Genomic DNA, 25,814 nt, shown 5'->3' with positions numbered 1-25,814 from the left:
ATTGACCGGGGAGGGATATACATGAAGGGAATTGCCCATCATGAAGTTGGAGATACGATTGATCTTCATCTATTCATAAAGAATGCCATAAAAGGGACAGCGAGTAACGGTAAGCCTTTTTTATCATTAATATTCCAGGATAAAAGCGGAGAAATAGAAGCAAAGCTTTGGGATGTAAAACCTGAGGATGAGCAACTATATGTACCGGAAGCTATTGTACGTGTAACAGGTGATGTGCAAAATTACAAAGGGAAGCTGCAGCTGCGAATTCGTTCCATCCGTTTGAAGTACGATAATGAGTTGGTTAATATTGCGGATTTATTGCCAACGGCTCCTCTAGGTAAAGATGAAATGTCTGATACGATTACAAAATATATATTCGAAATGACGAATCCTAATATCCAACGTATAACGAGACATTTGGTTAAAAAATATTTAAATGAGTTTTTAGAATATCCTGCTGCCACGAAAAATCATCATGAATTCTTTTCAGGGCTGGCATACCATGTAGTATCCATGCTGAATTTAGCTAAATCAATTGCTGAACTGTATCCAACATTGAACAAAGATTTATTATATGCAGGCGTTATTCTTCATGATTTAGGGAAAGTTAAGGAACTTTCTGGACCGATTGCAACTACATATACGGTTGAAGGTAACCTGCTTGGCCATATTTCCATTATGGTGAATGAAATTGGGAAGGTAGCCGATGAATTAAATATTCATGGTGAGGAAGTTCTTATCCTTCAGCATATTGTTTTGAGTCACCATGGAAAAGCGGAGTGGGGCAGTCCAAAACCGCCATTAGTCAAAGAGGCAGAGATTTTGCATTATATTGATAATCTGGATGCAAAGATGAACATGATGGATCGTGCGCTTGATCGGGTAAAACCAGGAGAATTTACAGAGCGTATATTCCCGCTTGATAATAGGAGCCTTTATAAACCCAATATAAATTAATTTCTTTATGAAAATATGCTTTCTGTTTAACGGAAAGCATATTTCTTTTTTATAAGCATATAGTTTTAAAAAAGGATGTTGAATCCGTAAGGAGGGAGTAGACAAGCTTGTCATTATTTATTGGGCTGATCACAGCTGGAATCTTTTTAAGTGCCTTTATGACTATCAAATCAATCAGGGAAGAACAAAAAGTAGATGAATCCTATATTGAACAAGAGGGAAATATTTATATAGAAAGAATGGAAGAAGAAAAAAAGAAAAAAGCAATGGCACAATAAAAACCTCGACCAAAACGGTCGAGGTTTTTTTTTAAGATTCAAACGCATCTTTTAAATCTTTATCTTTTACTTCAATATCTGCAGCATCAATCACTTTTTGAATGGCTTCTTGAGCTTTTGCAGAATCGACTTTAGCTAGTTTAACATTTCTAGTTACTTCGTCTTTTGATTTTTCAAAGGAAGGATTATCATTTTCCTTTTTCTCTGTTACCTGAATGATATGGAATCCATGCTCAGTTTGGACGGGATCTGATATTTTGTTAACTTCAAGACCATAAGCAGCATCTTCAAAGGCAGTTACCATTTGTCCAACGCCGAACCAGCCAAGATCTCCACCTTTATCCTTGTTAGCTGTATCTGTTGAATATTTCTTTGCTAAGTCCTCGAATTTTTCGCCTTTATCAAGTTTAGCCTTAACTTCTTTTGCAGTTTCTTCATCCGCAACAAGAATATGGCGAGCTTTTAAATCGATTTTATATTTATTATTATAATAATCTTTAAGTTCTTTATCTGTTACATCAATGGAATCAAGAGCTGCTTTTTCCTGTAAAAGGTTGAATTTTACAGATTCTTTAAAAGCTTCTTCATCTTTAAAGCCAGACTGTGCCAATGCTGCTTCGAAGTTTTCGCCGAGGCTTTCTTTGGTTTCATCAACCTGTGCATTCACTTCTTTATCTGTTACTTTATATTTATCAGAGAGAACTTTTTTATATACGAGTTCTTTTACTGCTTGATCCCCGTATTGATCTTTTAATTGTTCATAAAGTTCCTCTTTAGTAACATTTCCCGCTTTAGTTTCAACTACTGCTTCATCCGATTCGTTGTTGCAGGCAGCCAGACTGATAAGTAAAGTCGCTGATGCCAACGTAACTAGCCATTTCTTCATCCACTACACTCCTTTTAGCGTGTTGCCAAAATATACAAGTTTTTCATGACAAGCCTAACTATAACATAAAACGAGTGTTAAAAAAAGAATAAGCCTAAATATTGTTTGACAATTATAACAATTGCTATGAATCGAGATGATGAATAAATGGAAAATCAAGCAATTTAAAATGACTTCGAAATGAATTAGAATCAATTAGAAAAAATCAAGTAACTAAGTAAAAGGCCCATTCCTTTTTACATAATTTGAATAAGATACGGTAGCAGCTCAAAAGGAGGTGTGATCATGAGTCAAGGATTTGATGGGGGATTTGCTTTCATCGTAGTTCTGTTCATTTTACTCGTGATTGTTGGTGCATCTTATGTGTACTAACTAAAGAAATGTGACTGAAGGGAGGATACAACATGTCTGGTGGATACGGCGGAGGTTTCGCTTTATTGGTAGTTTTATTTATCTTGTTGGTTATCATTGGGGCTTCATGGATCAACTAATTAATTTAGAATGAAAATGGCACACGATTGATAAGTGGCCATGTGTGCCAATAAAACATTATGTACAAAGTACATTATTGTTTAACCGGTGGCTTATGAGGGTATAAAAATCGCTTTAGCATCTCTTTTAGTCCATTATAACACCGGGGCACTTAAGTTTCATAGAATGATAGAAGACGGGTGCCGAGAGGCACTCGTCTTTTATATGGTGTAGGTTATTTCAATATAAGTAGAGACTAACAGGATGGTAATGAGAATATTGATCGTACGGAAAAACTTAGCCTGTTTAACTTCTGGTATTTCTTTTTTTATACAGAAGCTGTCTGATAACCTGTTTATATAATATAAAATAAAAAGTGCAAATAGTGAAAACGATATGAGAGATATCACCCTGTTATCCTCCTTGACGCTAGTTTCTCCCTTACATTATCAAAAAAGTGCCAATTCTGTAAAGAGTATGAATCATTTTAAAGATTATTGTTTAGGGGAAATATAGAGGGGGGGAATCGGAGAGATCTAAATTACATTGTGATTAAATACACAAGCCCATTCAAGATAAAAGCGGAGGATATAAATGGTCAATCCGCTTTTAACTAGTATTATTGAATGGGCTCTTTTTGGTGTTCGATTTTTTCTAGAACTCCATTTTCATCTGTGAATTCATTTTCGAGATTAGCAAAAGATTTTTCAAATATATTCATAAAGTCATCACCGTATATATTCTTCACAATCGCCATCATTTCCATCATATCAGGAAATTTTCCATATAAGTCTTTTAACGGTTGTGCACCCAAGTAGACGGAGTTCTTAGATGAATCGAATACTTTTACGAGTTCAAGTAATAGTTGATTTCCTTCTTCTGTAAGCTCAATATAGGTGTTACGTTTGTCATTTTCTTTTTTTGAAAATTTAAGAAGACCACGTTCTTCTAACTTCTTAGAAAAGTTAAAAGCTGTAGACACATGCATGACACCAAACTTAGCAACATCTGAGATAGAAGCACCTTTAAGATGATAAGCAATCCACAAAATATGGTGTTCATTGATATTTAAATTATAGGGTTTAATCCATTGCTGCCAATCTTTCTCAATTGCTTTCCAGAGAGCTTTGCTAAGTTGAGCAACGCGTTGTGTAAATAGCATAGCTTCTTTGATGGAATTCAAATTTTCAGCCATAATACGCTCACCTACTTTTTTTAATTTATCTTACTGATTTATTATCCTTATAAAATATTAAATAACAAAAAAGGTAATTTGCCAAATTTTTAGTTTTTTTACCTTAATTTTCTCGGCGGCGTTTTATTTTGTAGTGAGCGGAGAAATAGCAGTTTCAAGCTCCTGGATGGCTATTTCAACATCGTTAATTTGGACTTGAATGGCATTCGTATGAACTTGGCTATCTTGTTTCCAGTCTTCTAATGCCTCTTTCACACCTTTTACGAAGTCCTGAATTTGTGTTTTACTGACTGCTGTTGCCGATACACATTCTTCTTTTAATTGGAGAATACCTCCTTTTAAATCATGAAGAATGTCCATGGTCTCATCTTTGGAATGTTTAAGTTGTAATCGTAACTCTTTTCCAGAGTTAGGTGTGCTTAATAATACAGAGACTCCGGCTGCTGTAAATCCAGAAATAAAACCAATCAATAAAGATTTTGCTTTCATTACTATTCACCTCAATTTTATCTTTCCATAACAGATTTCTACATAAAGTTAAAATTCCCTTTAAAATTATTCCTTATATTTAACAATTCCTTTTTTTATATTATTTTAAACGTAAAAAACTATTTTCGGAAACTATTTTTGGTAAAATATTCATTTATTATTAGCTTATTTCTTATTTTTTATTCCTTCATTATGTTATTTCATATAAATAATGGATGTGCATACAATTAGATAGGAAGAATGATAAGGAGGGAGGGGAAGTAGGGATATTTATACTCATATTATTTCTTCTCAGTGGATTTTTAAGTATCTTGGTTTACTCCGTTATTTCATTTGGGAAAGGGGGCGTATATCCGGCCAGACGGGTACTAAAGGGTAGGATTCATATGAGCGGATTAGGGGTTGGTGTACTTCTTTTAGTATTAATTTTAATGTGGATATTCTAGAAATCGAAGAACATAAAGAAGAGGATGAAAGCCTGTTATGCACTTCATCCTCTTAGACTATTAATTAATGGCTATATTGGAACGTTTTAAAATGCCGCTGGCAATGGGATGGATAAAGGCCATTACGACAGTGTTGATAACTGTTGCGGGTAAGACTACGCCAGCTATTAATGCAAGAAAGGGGCCAGGTAATCCAATGATCAGGTAGGCAGATCCAAGAAATAGCATGCCGGAAATCAGCGTGCCTATAAAAGTAAGCGCAACTGAAATGGTAAATGTCTTTCCTAATCTTTGTACTAAACTAAAAATAGCATACATAAGTAAAGCGGTGAAAAATTTATCAATCAGATTTGGAACTAATCCTCCTGGAAAAGTAGTAGTTAATCCGGAAATAACTCCGGTTACGCTTCCCAACAGAACCGCATTTTTAAGATCTGGAAATAAAAATATCCCCAGAAACATCATAATCAGCATAAGATCTGGTTTCATGCCAAACACAATTCCGGGCATGACAGTATGCAGTACAGCTCCCATTCCAACCAACAAGGATAAAGTCACCATAGTTTTTGTATTCACTTCTCATCTCTCCTATTCTCATCTCATCTCATTTGCTTTTCCGATTGTGCTCTCATTGCCAATCGCGAAAAGGTTATTTAGAGTATATCATCCATTAGCAAAATTTAACACGTGAAGATGCTTATTTTTAAAATTATTCATGAAATGGGCTAGCTTTTTACAATGCTCTAAAGGAACAGCGTTATAGATTGAGGCTCTGCATCCGCCAATTGAACGGTGTCCGGCTAAACCGACAAAGCCTGCATCTTTAGATTCCTGAATAAATAATTTTGTTAATTCCTCATTAGGCAGTGTAAAGGTAATGTTCATGTTTGAGCGACTCTCTTTTTCAGCGTGGCCTTTAAAAAATCCTTTACTCTCGTCTATAGTCTGATAAATCGTTTTCGCTTTTTGGATATTGATTTGCTCTATTGCCTCAACACCGCCTTTATCTTTTGTCCATTCTAGAACTAAAGCCAATAAATAAATGGCCAAAGTCGGCGGAGTATTATATAAAGACTGGGATGCAGCATATGTATCATATGAAAGCATGGTTGGTAATTGTGGCTGTTTTTTAATTAAATCTTTGCGAATAATGACAACAGTGACGCCTGAAGGACCAAGATTTTTTTGAGCACCTGCATAAATAAGCCCAAAATCAGAGATATTGATTGGTCTGCTTAATATGTCACTGGACATATCTGCAATGAGAGGGACTTTGTTTGTCTTAGGGAATTCTCTCCATTGAGTGCCGTAAATGGTATTATTACTGGTGATGTGCAGATAAGAGGCATCAGCATTCAAAGAAATTTCTTCGTTTTCAGGGATTCGCTTATAGTTGGTCTGCTTTGTGGAAGCAGCGATTTCTGTTCGCCCAATCTTAGATGCCTCTTTTAAAGCTTTCTCGGACCATGATCCAGTCAAGATATAGCTTGCGCTCGTTTCTGGAGATAGAAGATTCATAGGTGCCATGGAAAACTGTAAACTGGCTCCACCTTGCATAAATAATACTTCATAATTATCAGGAATATTCATAAGCTCTTTCAATAGATTGGTTGCTTTCGTATGCACTTTACTATATTCCTTGCTGCGATGGCTCAGTTCCATTACTGACATCTGACTACCTTCAAAATTCATCCACTCTTGTTTCGCTTTTAATAGAACTTCTTCCGGTAGAGCAGCAGGGCCAGCATTAAAATTATAAGCTCTTGTCATATTTATTCCCCTTTCGATATCACGAACTTATTGTTTAAATCCTATAGTACTTTTAAGGGCTAAAGTTAGTAAATTACATCATATTCTACCTCAAAAAGCGATAGAAATAAATAAATATTCTGATTGTTACGCTAATTAGGAAAGATTTACATTTATTTGCAGACAAAAAGAGAGATTACATAAAAGGTAGAAAGGTTCATAAAAGGCCGTGTTGATATAAATTAATCTGGCCTTTATCAAACTTATTAGTAGATTAAAGAAAGACCCCTTAAACTCCTTCTCTAATTCTAGGAGATTTTGACTCATGCATGGTGAAGATAGGGTTAAATTCCATTATTATTCAAAACTGTTATATTCAATATCAGACAATGATAGAATAGATGTGCATGACTTGAAAGCGCTTGTAACTTAAGGAGGAATGGAAACTATGATGAATTTAAACGACAAAGTAGCCATTGTAACGGGAGGAGCTAGTGGTATTGGTTTAGCAACTGTAAAAGCTTTTGCTGTTAGAGGAGCAAAGGTTATTATGGCTGATTATAACGAAGAAGCTGGAATGACAAGAGCCGAAGAATTAAAAGTAGAGGGTTTTGATATAACATTTATTCAAGTTGATGCTGGCAACGAGGCTTCTGTAAAAAACCTTGTGAAGGAAACTATAACATTATATGGCCAACTGGATATTATGGTGAATAACGCTGGTATTGGGGCACTAAGTGAAACACATGAATTGGCCTATGAGGATTATGAAAGGGTGATTCGTGTTAATCAAGATGGTGTATTCTTTGGGATTAAGCATGCCATCAATCAGATGTTAAAATCCGGTGGAGGAGCGATAATCAATACATCTTCTATCTTAGGAAGTGTCGGAGAGCCTGGCGCATTTGCGTATAATGCATCGAAAGGTGCGGTTAACCTTATGACAAAATCAGCAGCTATTCAATATGCCAGTCGCGGGATCCGTATAAATGCAGTGGCTCCGGGTTATGTAGAATCTGGTATGGTAAACGAGGAGGCAATGGGAGATTTCTATGAAAACCTTGTCGCGAAACATCCAATTGGTCGTTTAGGTCTGCCTGATGAAATTGCCCATGCTATTGTGTTCCTAACAGAGAATGAATTCATCACTGGCACAACCATCCTTGTAGACGGTGGGTATACAGCGCAATAAAGATAGATGAGAAAAGGAATTCAGAATACTCCTATATGGATCTTATTCTGAGTTTTTTTTCTCTTTTGTCCCCTTTTTTATATCTGCTATCTGTTATACGGACAATAAATTACTCTCATAAAGTATATTTGAATAGTGTGCAATATCTATTGATATTCAATCCAAAATCTAAAAATTAAAAGCACCTCATTCGAGATGCTTTGAGTAGTCTAACTTATTGTGAAACTTCTTATAGAAGACTAAGATTTACTATTTAAGGTAGACTGGAAAAGTTCTTGTTCAACAGCGTATGCTTCACGAAAAGCCATCTTATCATAGTGTTTATATAGAGCATGAAATCTTCCGCTATAGTTTTGTTTCCAAGGTTTTTTCTTTCCGCAAAAGTGGAGAAAAACAGTGTGATTTATAACATAATCCATATCAAGCTGGTCATTGGATATTAATTTATAATAATTGTAGAATCTGGCATCATAATTATAAATGGTTTCATCTAATTTCTTAATATATTTGGAGTATAGGGCATTTAAGATATCCTGATCGGGTAAAATTAATTTTTTCTTATTCTCTTCTACAAATTTAAAAATGTCATCTTCTTTTATTACCTTTCGATGTGCTTTTAAATTCATTAACAGTACACCTGAATTGTAATAAGTGTCCAATTCATATGGTAATAGACGGATTTGATTGATTTCTTTAATTGATATCTTTTCATGGGAGGCAGCTGCAAATAAGTAATCTTCCAAGTCCATCTCATAGAGTGCATCAACAGAATTTAGAACAAGAATATCCGGGTCGAGATATAGAATACGATCAAGATCTTTCGGAAGGAATTTGAAGGCCAATAATCGATAATACATCTCTTTTGTATAATGCATGAGAACAGGTGCATCTTGAAAATGTTTACCATCCACCAGAATATTAAAAAGCTGACTGCCATTGCCATGAACAAATTGTTCTAACGAATGGAGTTCATCTGGTTTAAGTTCCGTATGCATGATAAAAATATTAAAGTTTTTATGTGGGTTATTGAGAAACAAAGATTGGAGCATAACTTTAAGTGGTTTTAAATAAGTGGAATTTAGCGTAACCAGTATATTAATCATATAAATCATCCTTCCAAGACTAGTAACTTCATTTATATGGGCTTATACCAAATGCTCTTATTTAGCTGAACGAGTAAGTCCAGTTCAACTTAATTATTCAACTATTTAAATAATATAGATATAGTATAATACACTTCTTCATTAATGCTCAAAGCATTATATCTACTAAATATTCAGTTTATTGTCATACCCAAAAAAGGCCACCTTATTAAAAAGGCAGCCACTTAGGGTTTATTGAATATGCTGACTGATCGACGTTGCAATAGCAGCGAGATCTTCACCCGTATATTCACTTGTATGTGTTTTCCAAACAGCGCCAAACCCATCATTTTTTCCATAACGTGGAATCAAGTGGATGTGGAAATGGAATACAGATTGTCCTGCATGTTCACCATTATTATTTAACACATTCATTCCAATTGGCTGATATTCCTGTTTTAAGGCGCGAGCTATTCTTGGAACCGCCTGGAATACATGGCTGGCTATTTCAGGTGTTAATTCATAAACATTTTCTTTATGTACTTTGGGGATGACAAGGGTATGTCCCTTAGTGACCTGGCTTATATCTAAAAATGCCATTACATGCTCATCTTCATACACTTTTGCGGAAGGAATTTCACCTTTACTAATTTTACAAAAAATACAATCTTCCATGGTCAACACCCTTTCTATTTTTTCATTCATTATGTATTAGTGTAGCACAGACAGAAACGGGAAAAAAGGAAAGGGACGCAACATATAATGTTACGCCCCAAGTCCTAGAGGGGAAGCTTAATTCCTGGATATTCTTACAGAATCTTCTCTGACTATTATTCCAATCGTTGAGACGGAGCAATTTTGTCATTTTCACATGTTATGTCCAATGCAACCATCCCCTTAACACTTGGAATTATTGATCCCAATTTCAGGTTCTAGGCCTTTAGCGAACACCCCATTTTCAAAAGAAGTACACTGATCAAACCCTAGGTTAAAGCCTTACGTTATCGCGAACCAACACCCCATTTATCAATGAAGTAAACTGAATGTTGTTCCCCTCTGATTATAGATTGCCCATGTTTCTTCCTAATATACATACGAAATGTCTGAAAAAGCTACGTATTTACTATTAGCATTTTCCGTTTTAGGAACCGTTTGTTACAATGAAAGGGAGAAAAAGAAAAGGAGACTGTCTCTATGTCATTGCTTGAAATTAATCATATAACAGGCGGTTACACAAAAACACCTGTATTAAAAGACGTGAGTTTTGAAGTGAAACCGAATGAACTTGTCGCATTGATTGGATTAAATGGGGCAGGGAAATCAACGATTATCAAACATATTATTGGATTGATGACACCGAAACAAGGCGAAATCAAAATAAATGGAAGCCAGTTTAAGGATGATAAAGATACTTATCGTAAGCAATTTTCATTTGTACCTGAGACTCCTATTTTATATGAGGAACTGACATTGGAAGAGCATCTGAAATTGACTGCTATGGCATATGGAATAGAAGAGTCAGTTTATAAAGAACGAGTGGAAAAGCTCTTAAAAGAATATCGTATGGAGAAAAGGCTGAAATGGTTTCCAGCCCACTTTTCCAAAGGGATGAAGCAAAAAGTAATGATAATGTGTGCCTTTCTTGCTGAGCCTTCTTTATATATAGTTGACGAACCATTTGTTGGACTTGATCCGCTTGCCATCCAATCCTTACTGGATATGATGAAGGATATGAAAGACCAGGGAGCTGGAATCTTAATGTCTACCCATATCCTGGCTACGGCTGAAAAATATTGTGACTCCTTTATCATTCTTCATGAAGGTGAGGTACGGGCTAAAGGGAACTTAGAAGATTTACGCAGTCAATTCAACATGCCTGGTGCATCCCTGGATGATATTTATCTGCAATTAACAAAGGAAGATCGCCATGAGTAGGGAAACTTTATGGAAAAACCGCTTTAATAATTATTTGAAAGAAACAACCAAGTACTTACGATATATATTTAATGGACACTTAGTTTTTGTGATGATTATTCTGCTTGGTGGAGCGGGGTATTATTATAGTGAGTGGCTTAAGACATTGACTCCTGAATTCCCAACCGTATGGATTATGGCGATTATCTTAGGATTGATAGTAACGATTAGTCCGGTTTCAACATTCTTTCGCGATCCGGACATTGTATTTTTGCTGCCGATCGAGTCAAAATTAACATCCTATATAAAAAAATCGATTATCTTCAGCTTGGTCATGCAGGGCTATATTCTTATCCTGGTACTGGCCATATTAATGCCGTTATATATGCAAACCATGCAAGAACAAACAGTATCTTTCTTGCGGCTGCTCATAGCTTTGCTGATCATAAAAGGGATTAATCTATGTTCTCGCTGGTTTGTCCTTTACTACAGGGAAAAAAGCACGACTCTTGTTGATGGGTTAATCCGTTTTGTTCTAAATACAGCCTTTGTGTATTTTCTTGTTAAGAATGAATCACTCTTTTTTATCGCGATTGTGTTGCTTCTTTTAGGAGGACTTTGTCTTTATTATTGGAAAAGCACTAGAGACGAAAGTATAAATTGGGAAAAGCTGATTGAGCTAGAAAATAGCAGGATGGCTGCCTTTTATCGAATTGCTAATTTATTTACAGATGTTCCGAAATTACGTGAAAAAATATCGGAAAGGCGCTGGCTTGGCAGTGTAATAAAGATTCTGTCCGGTAAGTCTGATAATCCGTTCAGCTATCTATATGCCAGAACTTTTGTCAGAGCAAATGATTACCTCGGGCTATTTGTGAGGTTAACAGTGATTGGAGCTGTTTTATTTCTATTTGTTGATCTTGGATGGGGAACGATTTTTGTCGCTGTATTATTTTTATATATGACAGGTTTACAGCTTTTGCCGATTTGGCATCATCATGATCAAAAAATGGTGATGGATTTATATCCGTTGCATACAGATTATAAAAGGAAGGCTGTTCTACAGCTGGTGATTACCGTTTTGGTTATTCAAAATTTAATTTTCTTTGTCACCATTCTTATTGGTGAAGGGGTCAAAATGGCTGTTTTAACACTGGTTATTGGTTTGGCGTTCGTTTTTCTTTTCAGGCCATTTGCAATGAAAAAAATGTAAGCAATATGGGGGTTAGGTATGCTATCTGAAAGGTTCGAGCAAAGAGCCAGACAGGAATTGGATTTATGGAAGCAAAAGATTGGTGTAAAGCCAAGTATAGCCATGAGACTATCCAGACAAGCTCAAACGGCAATCAATCAAAAAATACCTCAAAAAGTGCATGATATGATTAGCACTTCCGTTAAAACAATGGTAGATGGTGTATTATATGGTTCCACCTATTTTAAGAAAGTGGATCATACAGGGAAAACGCTTGAAGAAAAAGAAGACATTGCTCAATCTATGCTGAATGTATATAGAAGAACGGCGGTTATTGAAGGAGCTGGAACAGGAGCCGGTGGAGTATTGCTTGGTCTTTCTGATTTTCCTTTACTTCTTTCTATAAAAATAAAGTATTTATTCAGTATTTCTGAGTTATATGGATATGACCCGAAAAAATGGGAAGAAAGAGTATTTATCCTACTTGTTTTTCAGCTCGCGTTTTCATCTGTGGAAAAAAGAAAAGAGCTTCTATCAGTAATGGAAGACTGGGACAAACAAAAAGAATCCTATATGCAAATTGGTTGGCAAAGCTTTCAGCAGGAGTACCGGGATTCCATCGATTTTATAAAAATGATGCAGTTAGTACCGGGTATTGGTGCGATTGTAGGAGCCTGGGCCAATCATCAATTACTTGAACAATTGGGAGAAACAGCTAAATATGCCTACCGAATGAGATGGTTTAAGCAAATAGATAACAGTTAAAAGAAGAATGATAAAGAGGGAAAAACTGGCGTGGGAAAATAGATGCCAGTTTTTTCTATTTGTACATGATTCTAAAAAAATGCAGGGAATTGCTCGCTTCCATTGAAGCGAATGTTAGAAATAGCGCCATTCCTGAAAACCGATAGCAGCACTGCCTAAGGTCTTTGCAGCAATTAACATGGCATCTTCATTAAAATCAAATAAAGGATGATGATGTGGATAAGGATGATCCGTACCTTTCGGAGAAGCTCCGGTAAAAAACATGGCTCCTTTAACATTCTGCAGATAATACGAAAAATCTTCACCAACCATCAGCGGTTCCATTTTTTGTATATTTTCGCTACCGACAATATCGGCAGCTTTATATTCGATAAAGTCTGTTTCAGATTCATGGTTGATGGTTGAGGGGTACCCTCTGAAATACCGTAATTCGTAGTAGCAATTGTTGGCCAGGCAGACACCCTTAACAATTCGTTCGATTTCCTCAATGATCTGCTCCTGTATTTCTGGTTTGAAGGTTCGAACAGTACCCTCCAGAAAGGCTTTGTCAGGAATGATATTAAAGGCCTCACCAGCCTTGAATTTTCCTATCGATACAACAGCAGAATCCATTGGATCAATCTTTCGGCTCATAATCGTTTGTAAAAGGGAAACGACTTCTGCTGCGATGACCAAGGAGTCTTTAGAGGTATGAGGCTCTGCTCCATGGCCACCCTGGCCAAAAATAGTTATTTTAAACCGATCTGCGGTAGCCGTAATCGGGCCTGGGCTTATATAAATGGAACCAGTAGGAAATGGAGACCATAGATGGGTTGCGAAAATGGCGTCTACCCCATCAAGGCAGCCATCTGCAATCATAAATTTAGCTCCACCGGGTGCAAGCTCTTCAGCATGCTGATGAATAAAAACGTATGTTCCTGTTAACATATGCTGCATTTCTTTAATTGCCTTTGCCAAGACTAATAATAAAGCTGTGTGACCATCATGCCCGCAGGCGTGCATAACTCCTGGTACTGTTGAATGGTAAGGGACATTTTTGCCATCCTGAATGGGTAATGCATCAAAATCGGCACGCAAAGCAACAGTCCTGCCGGGGGATTTACCGTGTATGGTTGCGACAATTCCGCCCCCGCCTACATTACTCCGTATGGGAACATTTAATTCTTTATAAAAATTTTTAATAAATTGTACGGTTTTCTTTTCATGAAAGGAGAGTTCAGGGTGCTTGTGCAAAAAACGGCGTATGGTTACCATTTCTTTAAAATTATCCTCTAATCGTTGGAATAGCTCTTTCTCCATATAATCCCCCTATAAATAAATGACGTGGTTTCCTAATACTCTTATTTACATATATCTCCATTATCAAACTAATATTGGTAAAACTTCTATAAGTTTAGTAGATTGATATTAAAAAAAAGGGATAAAAAATAAGTGAAGCTGACATATGGAGATATGTCAGCTTAGTGATAAGAAGAGGTATGGGATATTTAATGAGAAACTTTTTGATTACTGACAAGTACCTTTCTCATTCATTGTTTTCATCTTTATGGGCATGGAAGGTGACGGTGTAAGGATTGCCTGTAAACATAACCTGTGTATTAAATGGATTGGATTTTTTCGTAAATAGCGTGCTTGAATCCCATTTGGCATAGGCTTGCTCGTTTTTCCAGCTCGTCATAACAACATAGGTATCAGATTTAATAGGTCGCAATAAACGCATAGTATAGACTCCATTTTGATTGTTTGCAGACACCAGTTTATTTTTAAGTTCAAATTCAAATGCAGGCCGATCTTCAATGGAAACAGGTATATTGTACAGGGCAAAGAATCCTTCTTGTGTAAGGAATCCAAATCCATCTATAACTTCGAATTTGCGTGCGGATGAAAAAATTGTTTTTTGATCCGTTTCATGGAGCAGAGCGGCAGTTTTAGGATTGTTCAATAAAATAAGAGGTAAATTTGTCCGCTTATCTTGTATTCTTTTTAGAAAACTGAAAGTTCCGGTCGTCATATAGAAGTACATTGTTTGCCCCCTAATTAAATATTTTAGTATAATGGACTCGTAAATAGAATTATTCTAATTTGTAACATTTCTTTTACCCATTATAAATTAATTTGTAAACTTTATTCGTTTCTTTGAAGATTTCGCAAGATTATAGTGAGTTGAAATTGAGTCTATTTTTTGACAATTTTTCAGGATTATATACAAGGGTAGGCCAAAAGGATATAGTTGTTATTGATGCCTAAACGATGTAAATCAGGAAAAAAATATAAAATATATAGTAATAAAGAAGGGTGGAGCGACTTTGATAGAAAAATTCAATGATACCTTCCTAAAAGCAATAAACAAAGAGAAGGTGGATCATACTCCGGTGTGGTATATGAGACAGGCAGGAAGATCTCAGCCTGAATACCGAAAAATTAAAGAAAAATATTCCTTGTTTGAAATTACTCATCAACCGGAATTAGCTGCCTATGTTACTCGACTTCCGGTCGAACAATATAATGTAGATGCAGCCATCCTATATAAAGATATTATGTCTCCTCTGCCAGGAATTGGTGTACAGGTAGATATAAAATCAGGAATTGGTCCGGTGATTGATAATCCAATTCAATCTTTAGCCGATGTCGAGAAGCTAGGTGAATTAAATCCTGAAGAAGATGTTCCTTATATTCTTGACACGATTAAATTATTGACTGAAGAACAATTATCCGTACCGCTTATTGGCTTTTCAGGAGCTCCTTTTACGATCGCAAGTTATATGATTGAAGGCGGCCCTTCTAAAAATTATACAAAAACAAAAGCATTTATGTACACCGAACCAAAGGCATGGTTTGCTTTAATGGATAAGTTGGCAGACACCATCATTGTCTATGTAAAGGCTCAAATAAAAGCGGGAGCTAAAGCAATCCAAATATTTGATTCATGGGTTGGAGCTTTAAATGTTCAAGACTATCAATATTATATTAAACCAATCATGAATCGAATATTCACAGAGCTAAGAGAAGAAAATGTCCCATTGATTATGTTTGGGGTAGGAGCAAGTCATTTGGCTAAGGAATGGAACAGTCTACCGCTTGATGTTGTTGGTCTTGACTGGAGATTGTCTATTACTGAAGCCAGAAATATTGGAATAAACAAAACAGTGATGGGAAATCTTGATCCAGCATTGCTTACTTCGTCCTGGGAAGTTATTGAGATGAAAGCAAAAGAGATTATTGAACAGGGATTACAGGAACCAGGACATGTATTTAACCTGGGCCACGGAGTCTTCCCTGGAGTAGATCCTGAAGTTTTAAAACGCTTGACAGCTTTTATACATGAATATTCCGCAACTATCATTGCATCAAAAGGAGTGGCTAAATAATGACACATACAAAGAAAAAAATCGGATTATTAGTAATGGCTTATGGTACACCATATAAAGAAGAAGATATTGAGCGTTACTATACACATATTCGTCATGGAAGAAGACCATCAGATGAAATGCTTGAAGATTTGATTTCAAGATATCGTGCGATCGGCGGCATTTCACCTCTTGGAAAGACAACGAACGATCAGGCAGCTCACTTGGAAGCAGCACTTAATAAAGCGCAGGATCAATATGAATTTGTTGCTTATGTTGGACTTAAACATATTGAACCGTTTATTGAAGACGCTGTTGAAAAAATGCATCAGGATGGAATCACGGAGGCAGTCAGCATTGTGCTTGCACCTCATTATTCCACTTTCAGCATTAAATCCTACAATGGACGTGCAAAAGAAGTTGCGGATAAATATGGCATGAATATTACTTCAGTTGAAAGCTGGTACAAAGAACCAAAATTCATCAAATATTGGGTTGACCATGTAAAAGAAGCATTTAATCAAATGACTCCGGAAGAAAGATCAGCAGCGGTATTAATCGTATCTGCTCATAGTCTACCGGAAAAAATTAAACAACTAGGCGATCCATATGAACAACAGTTGGAAGAAACTGCGAAACTGATTGCTGAGGGAGCTGGCGTTCAAAACTATGCGGTTGGTTGGCAAAGTGCCGGCAACACCCCTGATCCATGGCTTGGACCGGATGTTCAAGATCTTACAAGAGATCGTTATAATGAGCATGGATATAAAGCGTTTGTTTATACACCGGTAGGTTTTGTGGCCGAGCATTTGGAAGTTCTTTATGATAATGATTATGAGTGTAAGGTAGTTACGGATGAGATTGGAGCAACATATTATCGTCCAGCTATGCCGAATACACATCCTGATTTCATCAATGCCATGGTTGATGCCGTTATGAAAAAATTGGTACGTAACTGATAACCAACAATGAAAAGAAGGCGATAAAATTGGATTCAATGAAACAAAATATTGCAATCATTGGTGGTGGCATTGCAGGAATGGCGGCAGCCTATTACCTTGACAAGAAAGTAAAGGAAGAAAATCTTCCTTATAATGTGCTATTAATAGAGTCTACTACCCGTCTTGGCGGTAAAATGCAAACGGTGGAACGTGATGGATTTGTCATTGAGAGGGGCCCAGATTCCTTTTTAGCACGTAAAAAGAGCATGACAGATTTAGCGAAAGAAGTAGGGCTCGAAAGTACGATTGTTCTCAACTCAACAGGTAAATCTTATATTCTTGTAAAGGATAAACTGCATGCTATTCCGGGCGGATCGGTTATGGGAATCCCTACGGAAATAGGACCGTTTATTACAACAGGGTTGTTTTCTCTAACGGGTAAAATGAGAGCAGCTATGGATTTTGTATTGCCACGTTCCAAAGAAACTGGTGATCAGCCGCTAGGGAAATTTTTAAGGCGCCGTCTTGGAGATGAAGTGGTGGAGAATCTGGTAGAGCCCCTTCTTTCAGGTATCTATGCAGGAGATCTCGATAAATTAAGCACGATGTCCACGTTTCCCGATATGCTTGAACTGGAGAAAAAATACAAAAGTATCGTATTAGGTACAAAAAAGAATCGCCCTAAAAAAACAGTATCCCAAGATCAGAAACCAGCAGGGGACAGCAAGATTGGTATGTTTCGTACCTTTAATAAAGGGTTGCAATCATTGATAGATGCTATTGAAGCAAAGCTACCTGCGGAGCAGATTCTTAAAAGTACGAGAGTCGATCGAATTTTTAAAACAAGTGATGGGTATATGTTGGAGTTGAATAATGGGGAGCGCTTACCTGCCATTTCTGTTGTTCTAGCTACTCCGCATCAGGCTGTACCGCACATGCTGCCTGATTATGAGATGTTTGAACCATTCAAAAATATCCCATCAACATCTGTTGCTACGGTATCAATGGCATTTGATGCAAGCGCGATTAAAGAGGATATTGATGGAACAGGTTTCCTAGTATCAAGAAACAGTGATTATACCATCACGGCTTGCACATGGACTCATAAAAAATGGCCGCATACTACGCCTGATGGCAAGGTTTTATTACGTTGTTATGTAGGAAGAGCCGGTGATGAGGTAGTCGTAGACTTATCAGATGGTGAAATTGAACAAATTGTTTTAGACGATTTGAATAGAATTATGGAAATTACTGAAAAACCAGATTTTACGATCGTTACTCGTTGGAATGAAGGGATGCCTCAGTATGAAGTTGGTCATTTAGAGCGGCTGAAAACAGTCAGAGAAAAAATGGACAAAGAGCTGCCGGGACTTTATTTAGCTGGAGCATCCTATAATGGTATCGGAATGCCTGACTGTATTGATCAGGGGATTGCTGCCATGAATCATGTACTCAAATATATTGATAATAAAAATCTATAACTTTATAAAAAAAAAATCCGAGCATTTCCTTTTCATAGAGAAGGTGTTCGGATTTTATTTTTCTATTGTCTAGTTTGTAGTCTTTGTTTGATTAAAGAACTCAAATGAATATCCAAAAATACTATCATGGCCATCATAGATTGCTACACATCAAGAATCATAAGGATTAAGCATGGTGTACATCTCTTTAATTTTCTTGAACAGTTTTTTCTCTTGTCTCATGGGCAGGGTGTAGGAAGTTTGTTAAATACCTATTTATAAATATTTCGCCCAATACCAAAAACACAATAAAGAATATAAAGATCCAAATCCAAGTTATCATCTTAATCTCTCCTTAGTAAACCTGATATCTATGTAGCCTTTTTTCTTTTTATACCCTGATATAAAAGGAATGTAATCCCATTGAAAGGGAAAAGAGTAAATAATTAAACTGCTTTGATAGGTGAAAGTATGGATACTGTTTTCTATACGGATGGATTAAACTGTCTCGACTTTAGGAGTTGAAAGGATGGCCTTTGATAGCAGGAAATCAATACTTTATGCAGCTACGAAAAGGTTTGAAATATAAAAGTACTTCAACGGATAATCTGTTGAAGAACTTTTATGTTGTCATTGTTAAGAGAGAAATACTTGTTATTACTTTGATTTTATATAATCAGGATAGTCAGTGATAATACCATCCACATTCATACTTAAAAGAAATTCGGCAGATTCATGGCTGCGAACAGTCCAAGATTGAATTTTCATGCCCAGTGCGTGTACCTGTTCAACTAATGGTTTCGATACAATAGAATAGCTCGGGTTAAAGTAGTCTGCATATTGACTAAACTCAGATAAAGCTTGTTCAGAAGTATCTCCTTTAAAGGAAGTAAGAACACCAATTGGAACACTTGGTAGAAGGGTATTCATTTTTTTCATAGAGTCAAAATTAAATGATTGAATAATGATTTTATTGTTTTTTGGTTTATCAAGATTGCGTTCTTTCAATGCTCTGGCAACTTGCTCCTCAATACCTGGATATAGTTCTGGAGACTTTAATTCAATCAGTATCCCTATTTTTCCTCTGTATTTATCGAGTGCTTCACCCAATGTGGGGATTTTCTCTCCCGTAAATTGTTCGCCCTTCCAGCTACCGGCATCAAGGTATCTTAGCTGTTTAAACGTTAAATCACTTACCAAACCCGTACCATTTGTTGTTCGATCAACTGTATTATCATGTATTAACACAAGTTTGTTATCTTTGCTTCTTTGCACATCTATTTCAATATAGTCAGCCTTCATTTTGACCGCTTTATCAAAAGCAGCAATCGTATTCTCAGGAGCATAGCCGGAGGCCCCACGATGTGCAATGACATCCACCTTTTTATTGTTTCCTTGAACCTCTTCGGCAAAGGCTTCATTCCCACTGGTAACTAGTAAATTAAATGCAAAAACAGAGAATCCTAACAAAGCTATAGACATCTTGAAATTCTTATTTCTTTTCATATGTACATCCTCTCCATTATGAATTTTTTGCCTCCTTACAAATTATGATATAAGAAGAATGAATAGGATTTAAAATGAACATTATTATAAAAATAAGCCATTCCTACTATATAAATGTATATTTGGCTTTACAAATAGAGATGTTCGCTTATAAGGAAAAATGGTAAGTAGGCATAAGGTTAAGGTTTGGTAGCTGAATAGAGAGGGGTGCATATGAACATCGTCGAGATCATGCATCCATGTACAATGTGGATCTTTGATCTATAAGTTTGTTACTTCTTTTATACTTTCCAAAACAAACGAAGGTTGATAGTTGCTTTCTTGAAGCATTTCGCTTGTTGTTATACCTGTTAAGACAAGCACTGAATTTAAACCATTTTCATTTCCCATTTTAATATCAGTCTCAAGACGGTCTCCCACTATATAGCAATCGGCTGGCTTCATGTTCAAAACTTTTGAGACGACATATTCAGCCATTAATTTAGATGGTTTTCCGGTTACGGCCTCTATCGGTTTTCCGGTTGCACCTTCAAGTGCTCCAATCATAGCTCCGCAGTCTGGGATTTCCCCACCATTTATCGGACAGCTCCGGTCAGGATTTGTCGCAATGATCTTCGCCTGATTTAACCAAGCTTGAAACGCTTTATTGATTTTATCGTAGGTAAACTTCCGGTCCCATCCAAGAACCACATATTTCGCCTGTTTTTCATTATCGGTAATCGAGATTCCCATTTCAATCAACTCTTCAAATAAGGGTTGTTCTCCGATAACTAATACTGATTCCCCAGTCTTCAGATGGTCCTTTAAATACCTTGCTGTAATATAATTGGAGTTAATCACTTGGTCTAAAGTCGTATCAATCCCCAATCTTTTCAACTTATTTACATACTCCAGACGTGTAGAGATTGATTTATTGGTCAGGAAGACAACTTTATCGCCTCTGTTCTTTAATTCTCTGATGGCTTCAACAGCACCATCAATAATATTTTCATCTAAATAAACGGTCCCATCAAGATCGAATATAAATCCTTTCATAGCGTTCTTCCCCCCCAATAAAAACATTAATTTTTAGATAGACGGCTTGCAATTGCGTGCAGAATCGATACTAGGATTACAAGGAAGACTGACATAGCGGCAGCAGTATAGTATTCTCCTCGTAAAATATTTTGGAATATAGCCAAACTCATTGGTGCCCACTCTGCAGGTGCGATTAGTATCGAAATGCTCGTTTCCTTAATTACTGTTACAAATACCAGAATAGAGCCTGCCGCTATCCCCGGTAACATTAAAGGACCGATAATCGTAATGGCAGCTGTCAATGGAGTCGCACCTAAATTAATGGCAGCTTCCTCTATATCCTGTTTAATAGCTCTCATCGTTCCCATAGTCGAGCGAATCATATAAGGAAGTCTTCTGATGGTATAAGCGATAATTAATAAAAACGCTGTTCCGGTTAATTGTAAAGGAGCTGTATTAAAGGTTTGAATTAACGCAATGCCGAAAGCAATTCCAGGGACAATTAAAGGAATGTTGGTTATAAAGTCTAACTTCGAAGAATTTTGACGCACAACAAAATAGGAAACAAAAGTTGCGATTACAATACTCAAGATTAAGGCTCCAACAGCCAGAATGATACTGTTCTGAATGTTGCCCAATGAGTTCGTGAAGATTGTCTGATAATGTTTTAACGTATATCCTGATGGCAGTAAGTCTTTTCCCCAAGTGGTTGCGAGAGATTGAAGAACAATAGAGGCCATTGCAAGCATTGGAATCAATACAACGAGTCCAGAGTATAGGGAAAGAACTCTGGTTAAAATCTTATTGTTATTTAATTTTTGTGTTTTTGGTTTTCCAGAAACCGAACCAAAATTTTTGCCCTTAGTAAACAAATGTTGTAGCCAAAAAAAGAATGCTGCGACTATCATCATAACAACGGTTAAGATTGCAGCACCTCCCCAGTTAAAGAAGCCAGAGATTTCTCGATAGGCCTCAACTACTAATAAATTCAGATTTGTGGGAGCCAAGATGATTGGGGTACCGAAATCAGAAAAACTGACAGTAAAGATGAGCAGAGCACTTGAAATCACGCCTGGAATGGCTAATGGAAATGTAACAAAGATAAAGGTAAACCAGCTCTTCGCTCCTAAATTTTGCGATGCTTCCTCAAGTGTTATATCGCTGACTTTGAAGGCTGCTACCATGGGCCATAGGGCATAAGGGAAGAAGAAAAACACCTGAGCGATGATAATTCCTGTCATGGAATATGGATTGATTAACATACCATCTCCGCCGAGGACATTGTATATATAAGTAAACCAACCAGATCTTCCAAACATTAAAATAAAGGCATATGCCGAAATGAAAGTCGGAACAATCAACGGTATCGTACATAAAGCAGATAGTATCTTCTTAAATGGCATGGTTGTTCTTGCAATGCCGTAGGCTATAGGAATACAGATTAAGATGACGATGACAGCAACCGTTATGGCGAGTTGCAAACTGTTCACCAAAGAATTAAAGTACCCTTTATTAGAAAAAATAGACTGATAAGTCTCCAATGATGATGCTTTAAATTTTTCTATCGTTGAAGTAAATATGGAGGGATCGAAAAGCGCACCTAAGAGATTCACAGGCTGACCTGTAAAACTGACTAAAAAGACGGATACCAAGGGCAAGATCAAAAACAGGCCAAAGAAAAGATAAATGAGGATTTTAACTAGCTTTAACCCGTTTAATGCATCCTTTAGTTTACTCATATCAAAAGCACCCTTTCAGGTTCAATTGCCATTTTCACCTTTTCTCCTTCTTGTAAGATGCCGTCTCCAGGGGAGTATGTAGTATCTACAAATAAACGATAATTTCCAACCTTAACTTCATAACGGACAATAGAACCAAGATAGGTTGAAATCAGTATTTCTCCCTCTATTAGGTTAAGAGATTCGTTCAACATAGAGTCCATTGATTTATAAATCTGGATGCTTTCAGGACGGATAATGACCTCGACTTCTTTTTTACTGCCTTTATGAGTTGATCGTAATTTAAATCCATTCCCCTTTACGATTGAGATACCATTTTTTTCTTCAATAATAGATCCCTTTAACATATTGGAAGTTCCTACGAAATTGGCGATGAAAGGGGTAGCGGGGTTACTGTATAAATCTGTAGGCGTTCCAATTTGCATAACTTCGCCTCCATTCATGACCGCTACTCGGTCTGCCATACTCATTGCTTCCTCTTGATCGTGTGTAACGAAAATAGTTGTAATCCCAAGGTCTTGCTGGATTCTTCGGATGGTATTGCGCATGGAATGGCGCAGCTTTTGATCTAGATTGGATAGGGGTTCATCCATTAAAAGAACCGCAGGCTCCATAATCAATGCACGTGCTAAAGCCACACGCTGCTGTTGCCCACCTGATAATTCACTCGTTAATCGTTTTGCATATTGATCTAACTCGACATATTCAAGGATCTCGACAATCTTTTTTTCTATTACTTTAGGGGTTCTTCCTAATCGGCGATTAAGAAGGCGAGCATAGATTCCAAACTTTGATAAAAGATTGCTTGAATTTAATTGTTTGATATTAAGGCTGTATGCTACATTTTCGAAAACATTCATGTGAGGGAAAAGAGCATAACTTTGGAATACCATCCCACAATTACGTTTATTAGGTGGTATATTGTTCACTACCTTATCCCCAATGCTGATGGTTCCTGATGTTGGTTGTTCAAAACCGGCAATACATCGCATAGTGGTAGTTTTCCCGCAACCAGAGGGACCCAAGAGAGCGAAAAATTCGCCCTCCTGGATATCCAGGTTCACATTAGTTAATGCTTTTACACCTGAAAATTCTTTATTTAACTGATTAATTTTTACTGAACCCATAACAATCCACCTTTATTTACTGGAATTTTTCTTTCCACTCGTTTCGAACGCGATCATAATTTTCATTCACCCAGTCAATATCCAAATCCACAGCATTTGATTTTATCTTTTCAAGAGATAGAGGTGTTTTCGACTCTACTTCAGGGTTAATTGGTATGTGGTACCAATCTGCTAGGATTTGCTGGCCTTCTTTAGAAAGCAGGAAGTCAATGAATTTTTTTCCGCCTTCTGGATTAGGTCCACCTTCCACAATCGATACTGGATTTACAAGAATAGGAGTTTTGTCAGGAACGATGAAATCGACTGTTTCACCTTTAGCTTTTGCTTCATAAGCCATAAAATCAAATCCAATTCCAATATGTGCTTCACCCATTGCGACTGCTTTCGTTGGGGCTGAACCAGAATCTGGAGTGGAATTAGCCTGTTCCATCAATTTCTCGAAAAATTCCCATCCCTCCTTTTCACCACGCTGCATCATCTCATTTAAAACCATGAGAGTTGCAGTTCCAGAAGCAGCTGGATTCGGAAATTGGATTTTACCTTTCCATTTGGGATCTAATAAATCATCCCAAGTTTTAGGAGCATCCTCCGGTTTTACTAATTCCGTATTATATGAAAAACCTAATACAAATACTTCGACGCCAACATATTTGCCATCCTGATGCTTTACCTTAATGCCGTTTTCTACTACTTCCCAATCCTTCGCTATTTCAGGAGTATAGGCCCCGATAATTCCTTTGTCTGCATTTGCTTCGAAAGGAAGGATGCCTCCGCCTCCGTACCAAATATCAGCTTGCGGATTATCCTTTTCAGCCATCATTTTGTTCACTAATATATTTGTACCTGCATATTGAACATCAACACTGCCACCATGAAGTTCTTCAAACTTTGCTGCCAGTTCTTTGGTCATATCAGGTGTTTCAGGTGAATAGAAAGCGATTCTTCCACTATCTCCTTCTTTCCCCGGTTTTGCTGTTGAGTTATCTCCTGCACATCCGCCAAGTAACAGTACACTAACCGCTAAAAACATTGATGATTTTAACCAAGTTCTTTTTGACATAATTCAACCCCCTGTTCCCATTTTTATTACGAATAATAAGCAAAGAAAAAGAGAGAAGGCATCATAAATTCAAACCCTTATCATTTGTAAAGGCTTTCATTTTCTTCGGATTCATCTCTCAATCTCTTCTGTGAGTATTCGATTGCTTAATTATATTCAGTATCCCAAAGATTATAATAATGCCTAAGAAATTTTGTCCAGGTCCTTACTGATGAACACAGGATAATAAAATCTAGAGTATTTTAAATTAGTTTCGAAATATTGATCATACAATACAGTTTAAGTGAAGATATTAGACTTATTTTAGGAAGGATAGAAAATAGAGTGGTATTCTTGAAAACGTATGATTAGTAAAGTGGGATGGATAGGAAGAAACGAGTCATTTTTTATGAAATGAAACAGATATGAGATATGAACAATTCAAGCGGAATGCATTTAATTGGAAATGGCGGAAGAGACTGATGTTGTATATACATGAAATAAAAATAATAGAATGATTGACCCATCTGTATTCTATAATAAGCCGATTTTTATTTTCTTATATATCTATCGAAAAAGAAAAACGAAGCATGGTATACATGTAAAAATCATTTCAAACTAATGATTAAGAACAAAGAGGGACTTCGAGAAAGAAGTCCCATTTTGGTTTTATTTACCTGTCCTTTTAATCTTTTATTTAAAGCGGTTATTTCCCCCATAACCCATTGAATAATGATAGATCAAATATCATTTATGATATTAAAGATATGCAAACCTACACCTGAAATAAAAGTAAGAATAAACACGATCCATTTTGTATAATAAAAGCCCTTTATTCTATTACTAACCAGATTAAGAGTAATCATAAATAGAAATAAACCCAATGATACACCGATGGTTGTCCAATTATAGCTAAATTGGCTAGGAAGAAGTTCGGTTAATAGAAAAATACTTCCAACAAAAAACAGAATATTTGGGGGTTCTTTTCTTTTATATTTTTCAGTTCTTTTTGGTGTGTC

General features: G+C 36.6%; 26 protein-coding genes. 12 read left to right on the top strand and 14 right to left on the bottom strand.

The window, feature by feature from the left end:
* The first annotated feature begins 21 nt into the window (after positions 1-21).
* Positions 22-960, top strand: coding sequence for a 3'-5' exoribonuclease YhaM (yhaM, locus tag AC58NB_RS11475; protein WP_497426965.1), 939 nt, complete (start codon positions 22-24; stop codon positions 958-960).
* Positions 961-1,067: 107 nt separating this feature from the next.
* Positions 1,068-1,238 carry a sporulation YhaL family protein gene (locus tag AC58NB_RS11470; protein WP_497426964.1) on the top strand — a complete coding sequence of 57 codons (171 nt, stop codon included), beginning with the start codon at positions 1,068-1,070 and terminating at the stop codon, positions 1,236-1,238.
* Positions 1,239-1,269: 31 nt separating this feature from the next.
* On the opposite strand, the gene AC58NB_RS11465 is transcribed toward AC58NB_RS11470, so the two are convergent.
* Positions 1,270-2,124: a peptidylprolyl isomerase gene (locus AC58NB_RS11465; RefSeq protein WP_497426963.1), complete on the bottom strand. Its 855-nt coding sequence runs from the start codon at positions 2,122-2,124 to the stop codon at positions 1,270-1,272.
* Positions 2,125-2,409: 285 nt separating this feature from the next.
* On the opposite strand from AC58NB_RS11465, the gene AC58NB_RS11460 reads away from it, so the two are divergent.
* Positions 2,410-2,496 carry a YjcZ family sporulation protein gene (locus AC58NB_RS11460; RefSeq protein WP_497427048.1) on the top strand — a complete coding sequence of 29 codons (87 nt, stop codon included), beginning with the start codon at positions 2,410-2,412 and terminating at the stop codon, positions 2,494-2,496.
* Positions 2,497-2,528: 32 nt separating this feature from the next.
* Entirely contained in the window at positions 2,529-2,615 is an 87-nt protein-coding gene (locus AC58NB_RS11455) for a YjcZ family sporulation protein (RefSeq protein ID WP_066101882.1), read from the top strand.
* Between the two features lie 599 nt (positions 2,616-3,214).
* Here AC58NB_RS11455 and AC58NB_RS11450 read toward each other — a convergent pair.
* Both AC58NB_RS11450 and AC58NB_RS11445 read right to left on the bottom strand, forming a co-directional pair.
* Positions 3,215-3,790, bottom strand: coding sequence for an HTH-type transcriptional regulator Hpr (locus AC58NB_RS11450; RefSeq protein ID WP_497426962.1), 576 nt, complete (start codon positions 3,788-3,790; stop codon positions 3,215-3,217).
* A gap of 123 nt (positions 3,791-3,913) precedes the next feature.
* A complete protein-coding gene (locus AC58NB_RS11445) occupies positions 3,914-4,279 on the bottom strand; it encodes a YtxH domain-containing protein (RefSeq protein WP_497426961.1) in 366 nt (121 codons plus the stop codon).
* Between the two features lie 215 nt (positions 4,280-4,494).
* Between AC58NB_RS11445 and yhzF the strand changes: the two genes are divergently transcribed.
* Positions 4,495-4,725, top strand: a complete 231-nt coding sequence (gene yhzF / locus AC58NB_RS11440) for a membrane protein YhzF (protein WP_497426960.1) — start codon at positions 4,495-4,497, stop codon at positions 4,723-4,725.
* 60 nt (positions 4,726-4,785) lie between these two features.
* Here the strand turns inward: yhzF and AC58NB_RS11435 are convergent, their stop codons facing one another.
* Positions 4,786-5,301, bottom strand: coding sequence for a tryptophan transporter (locus AC58NB_RS11435; protein ID WP_497426959.1), 516 nt, complete (start codon positions 5,299-5,301; stop codon positions 4,786-4,788).
* An 87-nt stretch (positions 5,302-5,388) separates the two neighbouring features.
* Positions 5,389-6,495: a 3-phosphoserine/phosphohydroxythreonine transaminase gene (serC, locus tag AC58NB_RS11430; protein WP_497426958.1), complete on the bottom strand. Its 1,107-nt coding sequence runs from the start codon at positions 6,493-6,495 to the stop codon at positions 5,389-5,391.
* Between the two features lie 427 nt (positions 6,496-6,922).
* Here serC and AC58NB_RS11425 point away from each other — a divergent pair, with 427 nt between their 5' ends.
* Positions 6,923-7,666, top strand: a complete 744-nt coding sequence (locus tag AC58NB_RS11425; protein ID WP_497426957.1) for an SDR family NAD(P)-dependent oxidoreductase — start codon at positions 6,923-6,925, stop codon at positions 7,664-7,666.
* Positions 7,667-7,905: 239 nt separating this feature from the next.
* On the opposite strand, the gene AC58NB_RS11420 is transcribed toward AC58NB_RS11425, so the two are convergent.
* Together AC58NB_RS11420 and AC58NB_RS11415 are read right to left on the bottom strand one after the other, a co-directional pair.
* Positions 7,906-8,769: a glycosyltransferase family 8 protein gene (locus AC58NB_RS11420; protein WP_497426956.1), complete on the bottom strand. Its 864-nt coding sequence runs from the start codon at positions 8,767-8,769 to the stop codon at positions 7,906-7,908.
* Between the two features lie 231 nt (positions 8,770-9,000).
* Positions 9,001-9,423 (bottom strand): HIT family protein, encoded by a 423-nt coding sequence (locus tag AC58NB_RS11415; protein ID WP_497427047.1) that lies wholly within the window; start codon positions 9,421-9,423, stop codon positions 9,001-9,003.
* A gap of 519 nt (positions 9,424-9,942) precedes the next feature.
* Between AC58NB_RS11415 and AC58NB_RS11410 the strand changes: the two genes are divergently transcribed.
* From AC58NB_RS11410 to AC58NB_RS11400, 3 genes are read left to right on the top strand one after another with little or no spacing between them, the layout of a single operon-like run.
* Positions 9,943-10,683: an ABC transporter ATP-binding protein gene (locus AC58NB_RS11410; RefSeq protein ID WP_497426955.1), complete on the top strand. Its 741-nt coding sequence runs from the start codon at positions 9,943-9,945 to the stop codon at positions 10,681-10,683.
* Positions 10,676-11,875, top strand: coding sequence for an ABC transporter permease (locus tag AC58NB_RS11405; protein WP_497426954.1), 1,200 nt, complete (start codon positions 10,676-10,678; stop codon positions 11,873-11,875). Before AC58NB_RS11410 ends, AC58NB_RS11405 begins: the two co-directional genes overlap by 8 nt.
* An 18-nt stretch (positions 11,876-11,893) precedes the next feature.
* Positions 11,894-12,619, top strand: a complete 726-nt coding sequence (locus tag AC58NB_RS11400) for an EcsC family protein (RefSeq protein ID WP_497426953.1) — start codon at positions 11,894-11,896, stop codon at positions 12,617-12,619.
* Positions 12,620-12,733: 114 nt separating this feature from the next.
* Here AC58NB_RS11400 and AC58NB_RS11395 read toward each other — a convergent pair whose 3' ends face one another.
* Positions 12,734-13,918 carry a M20 metallopeptidase family protein gene (locus AC58NB_RS11395; protein WP_497426952.1) on the bottom strand — a complete coding sequence of 395 codons (1,185 nt, stop codon included), beginning with the start codon at positions 13,916-13,918 and terminating at the stop codon, positions 12,734-12,736.
* Positions 13,919-14,144: 226 nt separating this feature from the next.
* Positions 14,145-14,642, bottom strand: coding sequence for an antibiotic biosynthesis monooxygenase (locus AC58NB_RS11390; protein ID WP_497426951.1), 498 nt, complete (start codon positions 14,640-14,642; stop codon positions 14,145-14,147).
* A 283-nt stretch (positions 14,643-14,925) separates the two neighbouring features.
* On the opposite strand from AC58NB_RS11390, the gene hemE reads away from it, so the two are divergent.
* The 3 genes from hemE to hemY are packed head-to-tail and all read left to right on the top strand — an operon-like array spanning position 14,926 to position 18,388.
* On the top strand, positions 14,926-15,987 hold the full coding sequence (hemE, locus tag AC58NB_RS11385) for a uroporphyrinogen decarboxylase (RefSeq protein ID WP_497426950.1): 1,062 nt from the start codon (positions 14,926-14,928) through the stop codon (positions 15,985-15,987).
* Positions 15,987-16,925 carry a ferrochelatase gene (gene hemH / locus AC58NB_RS11380; protein WP_497426949.1) on the top strand — a complete coding sequence of 313 codons (939 nt, stop codon included), beginning with the start codon at positions 15,987-15,989 and terminating at the stop codon, positions 16,923-16,925. Before hemE ends, hemH begins: the two co-directional genes overlap by 1 nt.
* Before the next feature lie 29 nt (positions 16,926-16,954).
* Positions 16,955-18,388 carry a protoporphyrinogen oxidase gene (gene hemY / locus AC58NB_RS11375; RefSeq protein WP_497426948.1) on the top strand — a complete coding sequence of 478 codons (1,434 nt, stop codon included), beginning with the start codon at positions 16,955-16,957 and terminating at the stop codon, positions 18,386-18,388.
* Positions 18,389-19,024: 636 nt separating this feature from the next.
* Here the strand turns inward: hemY and AC58NB_RS11370 are convergent.
* The 5 genes from AC58NB_RS11370 to AC58NB_RS11350 all read right to left on the bottom strand — a co-directional run bounded on the left by AC58NB_RS11370 (position 19,025) and on the right by AC58NB_RS11350 (position 24,816).
* A complete protein-coding gene (locus AC58NB_RS11370; RefSeq protein ID WP_497426947.1) occupies positions 19,025-19,873 on the bottom strand; it encodes a glycerophosphodiester phosphodiesterase in 849 nt (282 codons plus the stop codon).
* A gap of 261 nt (positions 19,874-20,134) precedes the next feature.
* Positions 20,135-20,908: an HAD-IIA family hydrolase gene (locus AC58NB_RS11365; RefSeq protein ID WP_497426946.1), complete on the bottom strand. Its 774-nt coding sequence runs from the start codon at positions 20,906-20,908 to the stop codon at positions 20,135-20,137.
* 26 nt (positions 20,909-20,934) lie between these two features.
* Positions 20,935-22,629 carry an ABC transporter permease gene (locus AC58NB_RS11360; RefSeq protein WP_497426945.1) on the bottom strand — a complete coding sequence of 565 codons (1,695 nt, stop codon included), beginning with the start codon at positions 22,627-22,629 and terminating at the stop codon, positions 20,935-20,937.
* A complete protein-coding gene (locus tag AC58NB_RS11355) occupies positions 22,626-23,756 on the bottom strand; it encodes an ABC transporter ATP-binding protein (protein WP_497426944.1) in 1,131 nt (376 codons plus the stop codon). Before AC58NB_RS11355 ends, AC58NB_RS11360 begins: the two co-directional genes overlap by 4 nt.
* Before the next feature lie 16 nt (positions 23,757-23,772).
* Entirely contained in the window at positions 23,773-24,816 is a 1,044-nt protein-coding gene (locus AC58NB_RS11350; RefSeq protein WP_497426943.1) for an ABC transporter substrate-binding protein, read from the bottom strand.
* Between the last annotated feature and the right edge of the window lie 998 nt (positions 24,817-25,814).

The organism is Pradoshia sp. TA40_28 (genome assembly GCF_059694525.1).
This window is presented reverse-complemented; position numbering and strand designations above follow the sequence as displayed.

Excerpts from the sequence above, each read along its gene's own strand:
- AC58NB_RS11370 (WP_497426947.1), bottom strand. The coding sequence starts at position 19,873 with ATGAAAAGAAATAAGAATTTCAAGATGTCTATAGCTTTGTTAGGATTC.
- AC58NB_RS11465 (WP_497426963.1), bottom strand. The coding sequence starts at position 2,124 with ATGAAGAAATGGCTAGTTACGTTGGCATCAGCGACTTTACTTATCAGT.
- AC58NB_RS11350 (WP_497426943.1), bottom strand. The coding sequence starts at position 24,816 with ATGTCAAAAAGAACTTGGTTAAAATCATCAATGTTTTTAGCGGTTAGT.
- hemH (WP_497426949.1), top strand. The coding sequence starts at position 15,987 with ATGACACATACAAAGAAAAAAATCGGATTATTAGTAATGGCTTATGGT.
- AC58NB_RS11390 (WP_497426951.1), bottom strand. The coding sequence starts at position 14,642 with ATGTACTTCTATATGACGACCGGAACTTTCAGTTTTCTAAAAAGAATA.
- AC58NB_RS11400 (WP_497426953.1), top strand. The coding sequence starts at position 11,894 with ATGCTATCTGAAAGGTTCGAGCAAAGAGCCAGACAGGAATTGGATTTA.
- AC58NB_RS11395 (WP_497426952.1), bottom strand. The coding sequence starts at position 13,918 with ATGGAGAAAGAGCTATTCCAACGATTAGAGGATAATTTTAAAGAAATG.
- AC58NB_RS11355 (WP_497426944.1), bottom strand. The coding sequence starts at position 23,756 with ATGGGTTCAGTAAAAATTAATCAGTTAAATAAAGAATTTTCAGGTGTA.
- AC58NB_RS11410 (WP_497426955.1), top strand. The coding sequence starts at position 9,943 with ATGTCATTGCTTGAAATTAATCATATAACAGGCGGTTACACAAAAACA.
- AC58NB_RS11460 (WP_497427048.1), top strand. The coding sequence starts at position 2,410 with ATGAGTCAAGGATTTGATGGGGGATTTGCTTTCATCGTAGTTCTGTTC.
- AC58NB_RS11455 (WP_066101882.1), top strand. The coding sequence starts at position 2,529 with ATGTCTGGTGGATACGGCGGAGGTTTCGCTTTATTGGTAGTTTTATTT.
- AC58NB_RS11420 (WP_497426956.1), bottom strand. The coding sequence starts at position 8,769 with ATGATTAATATACTGGTTACGCTAAATTCCACTTATTTAAAACCACTT.
- serC (WP_497426958.1), bottom strand. The coding sequence starts at position 6,495 with ATGACAAGAGCTTATAATTTTAATGCTGGCCCTGCTGCTCTACCGGAA.
- AC58NB_RS11425 (WP_497426957.1), top strand. The coding sequence starts at position 6,923 with ATGATGAATTTAAACGACAAAGTAGCCATTGTAACGGGAGGAGCTAGT.
- AC58NB_RS11360 (WP_497426945.1), bottom strand. The coding sequence starts at position 22,629 with ATGAGTAAACTAAAGGATGCATTAAACGGGTTAAAGCTAGTTAAAATC.
- AC58NB_RS11415 (WP_497427047.1), bottom strand. The coding sequence starts at position 9,423 with ATGGAAGATTGTATTTTTTGTAAAATTAGTAAAGGTGAAATTCCTTCC.
- AC58NB_RS11365 (WP_497426946.1), bottom strand. The coding sequence starts at position 20,908 with ATGAAAGGATTTATATTCGATCTTGATGGGACCGTTTATTTAGATGAA.
- yhaM (WP_497426965.1), top strand. The coding sequence starts at position 22 with ATGAAGGGAATTGCCCATCATGAAGTTGGAGATACGATTGATCTTCAT.
- AC58NB_RS11405 (WP_497426954.1), top strand. The coding sequence starts at position 10,676 with ATGAGTAGGGAAACTTTATGGAAAAACCGCTTTAATAATTATTTGAAA.
- yhzF (WP_497426960.1), top strand. The coding sequence starts at position 4,495 with ATGTGCATACAATTAGATAGGAAGAATGATAAGGAGGGAGGGGAAGTA.
- AC58NB_RS11450 (WP_497426962.1), bottom strand. The coding sequence starts at position 3,790 with ATGGCTGAAAATTTGAATTCCATCAAAGAAGCTATGCTATTTACACAA.
- AC58NB_RS11445 (WP_497426961.1), bottom strand. The coding sequence starts at position 4,279 with ATGAAAGCAAAATCTTTATTGATTGGTTTTATTTCTGGATTTACAGCA.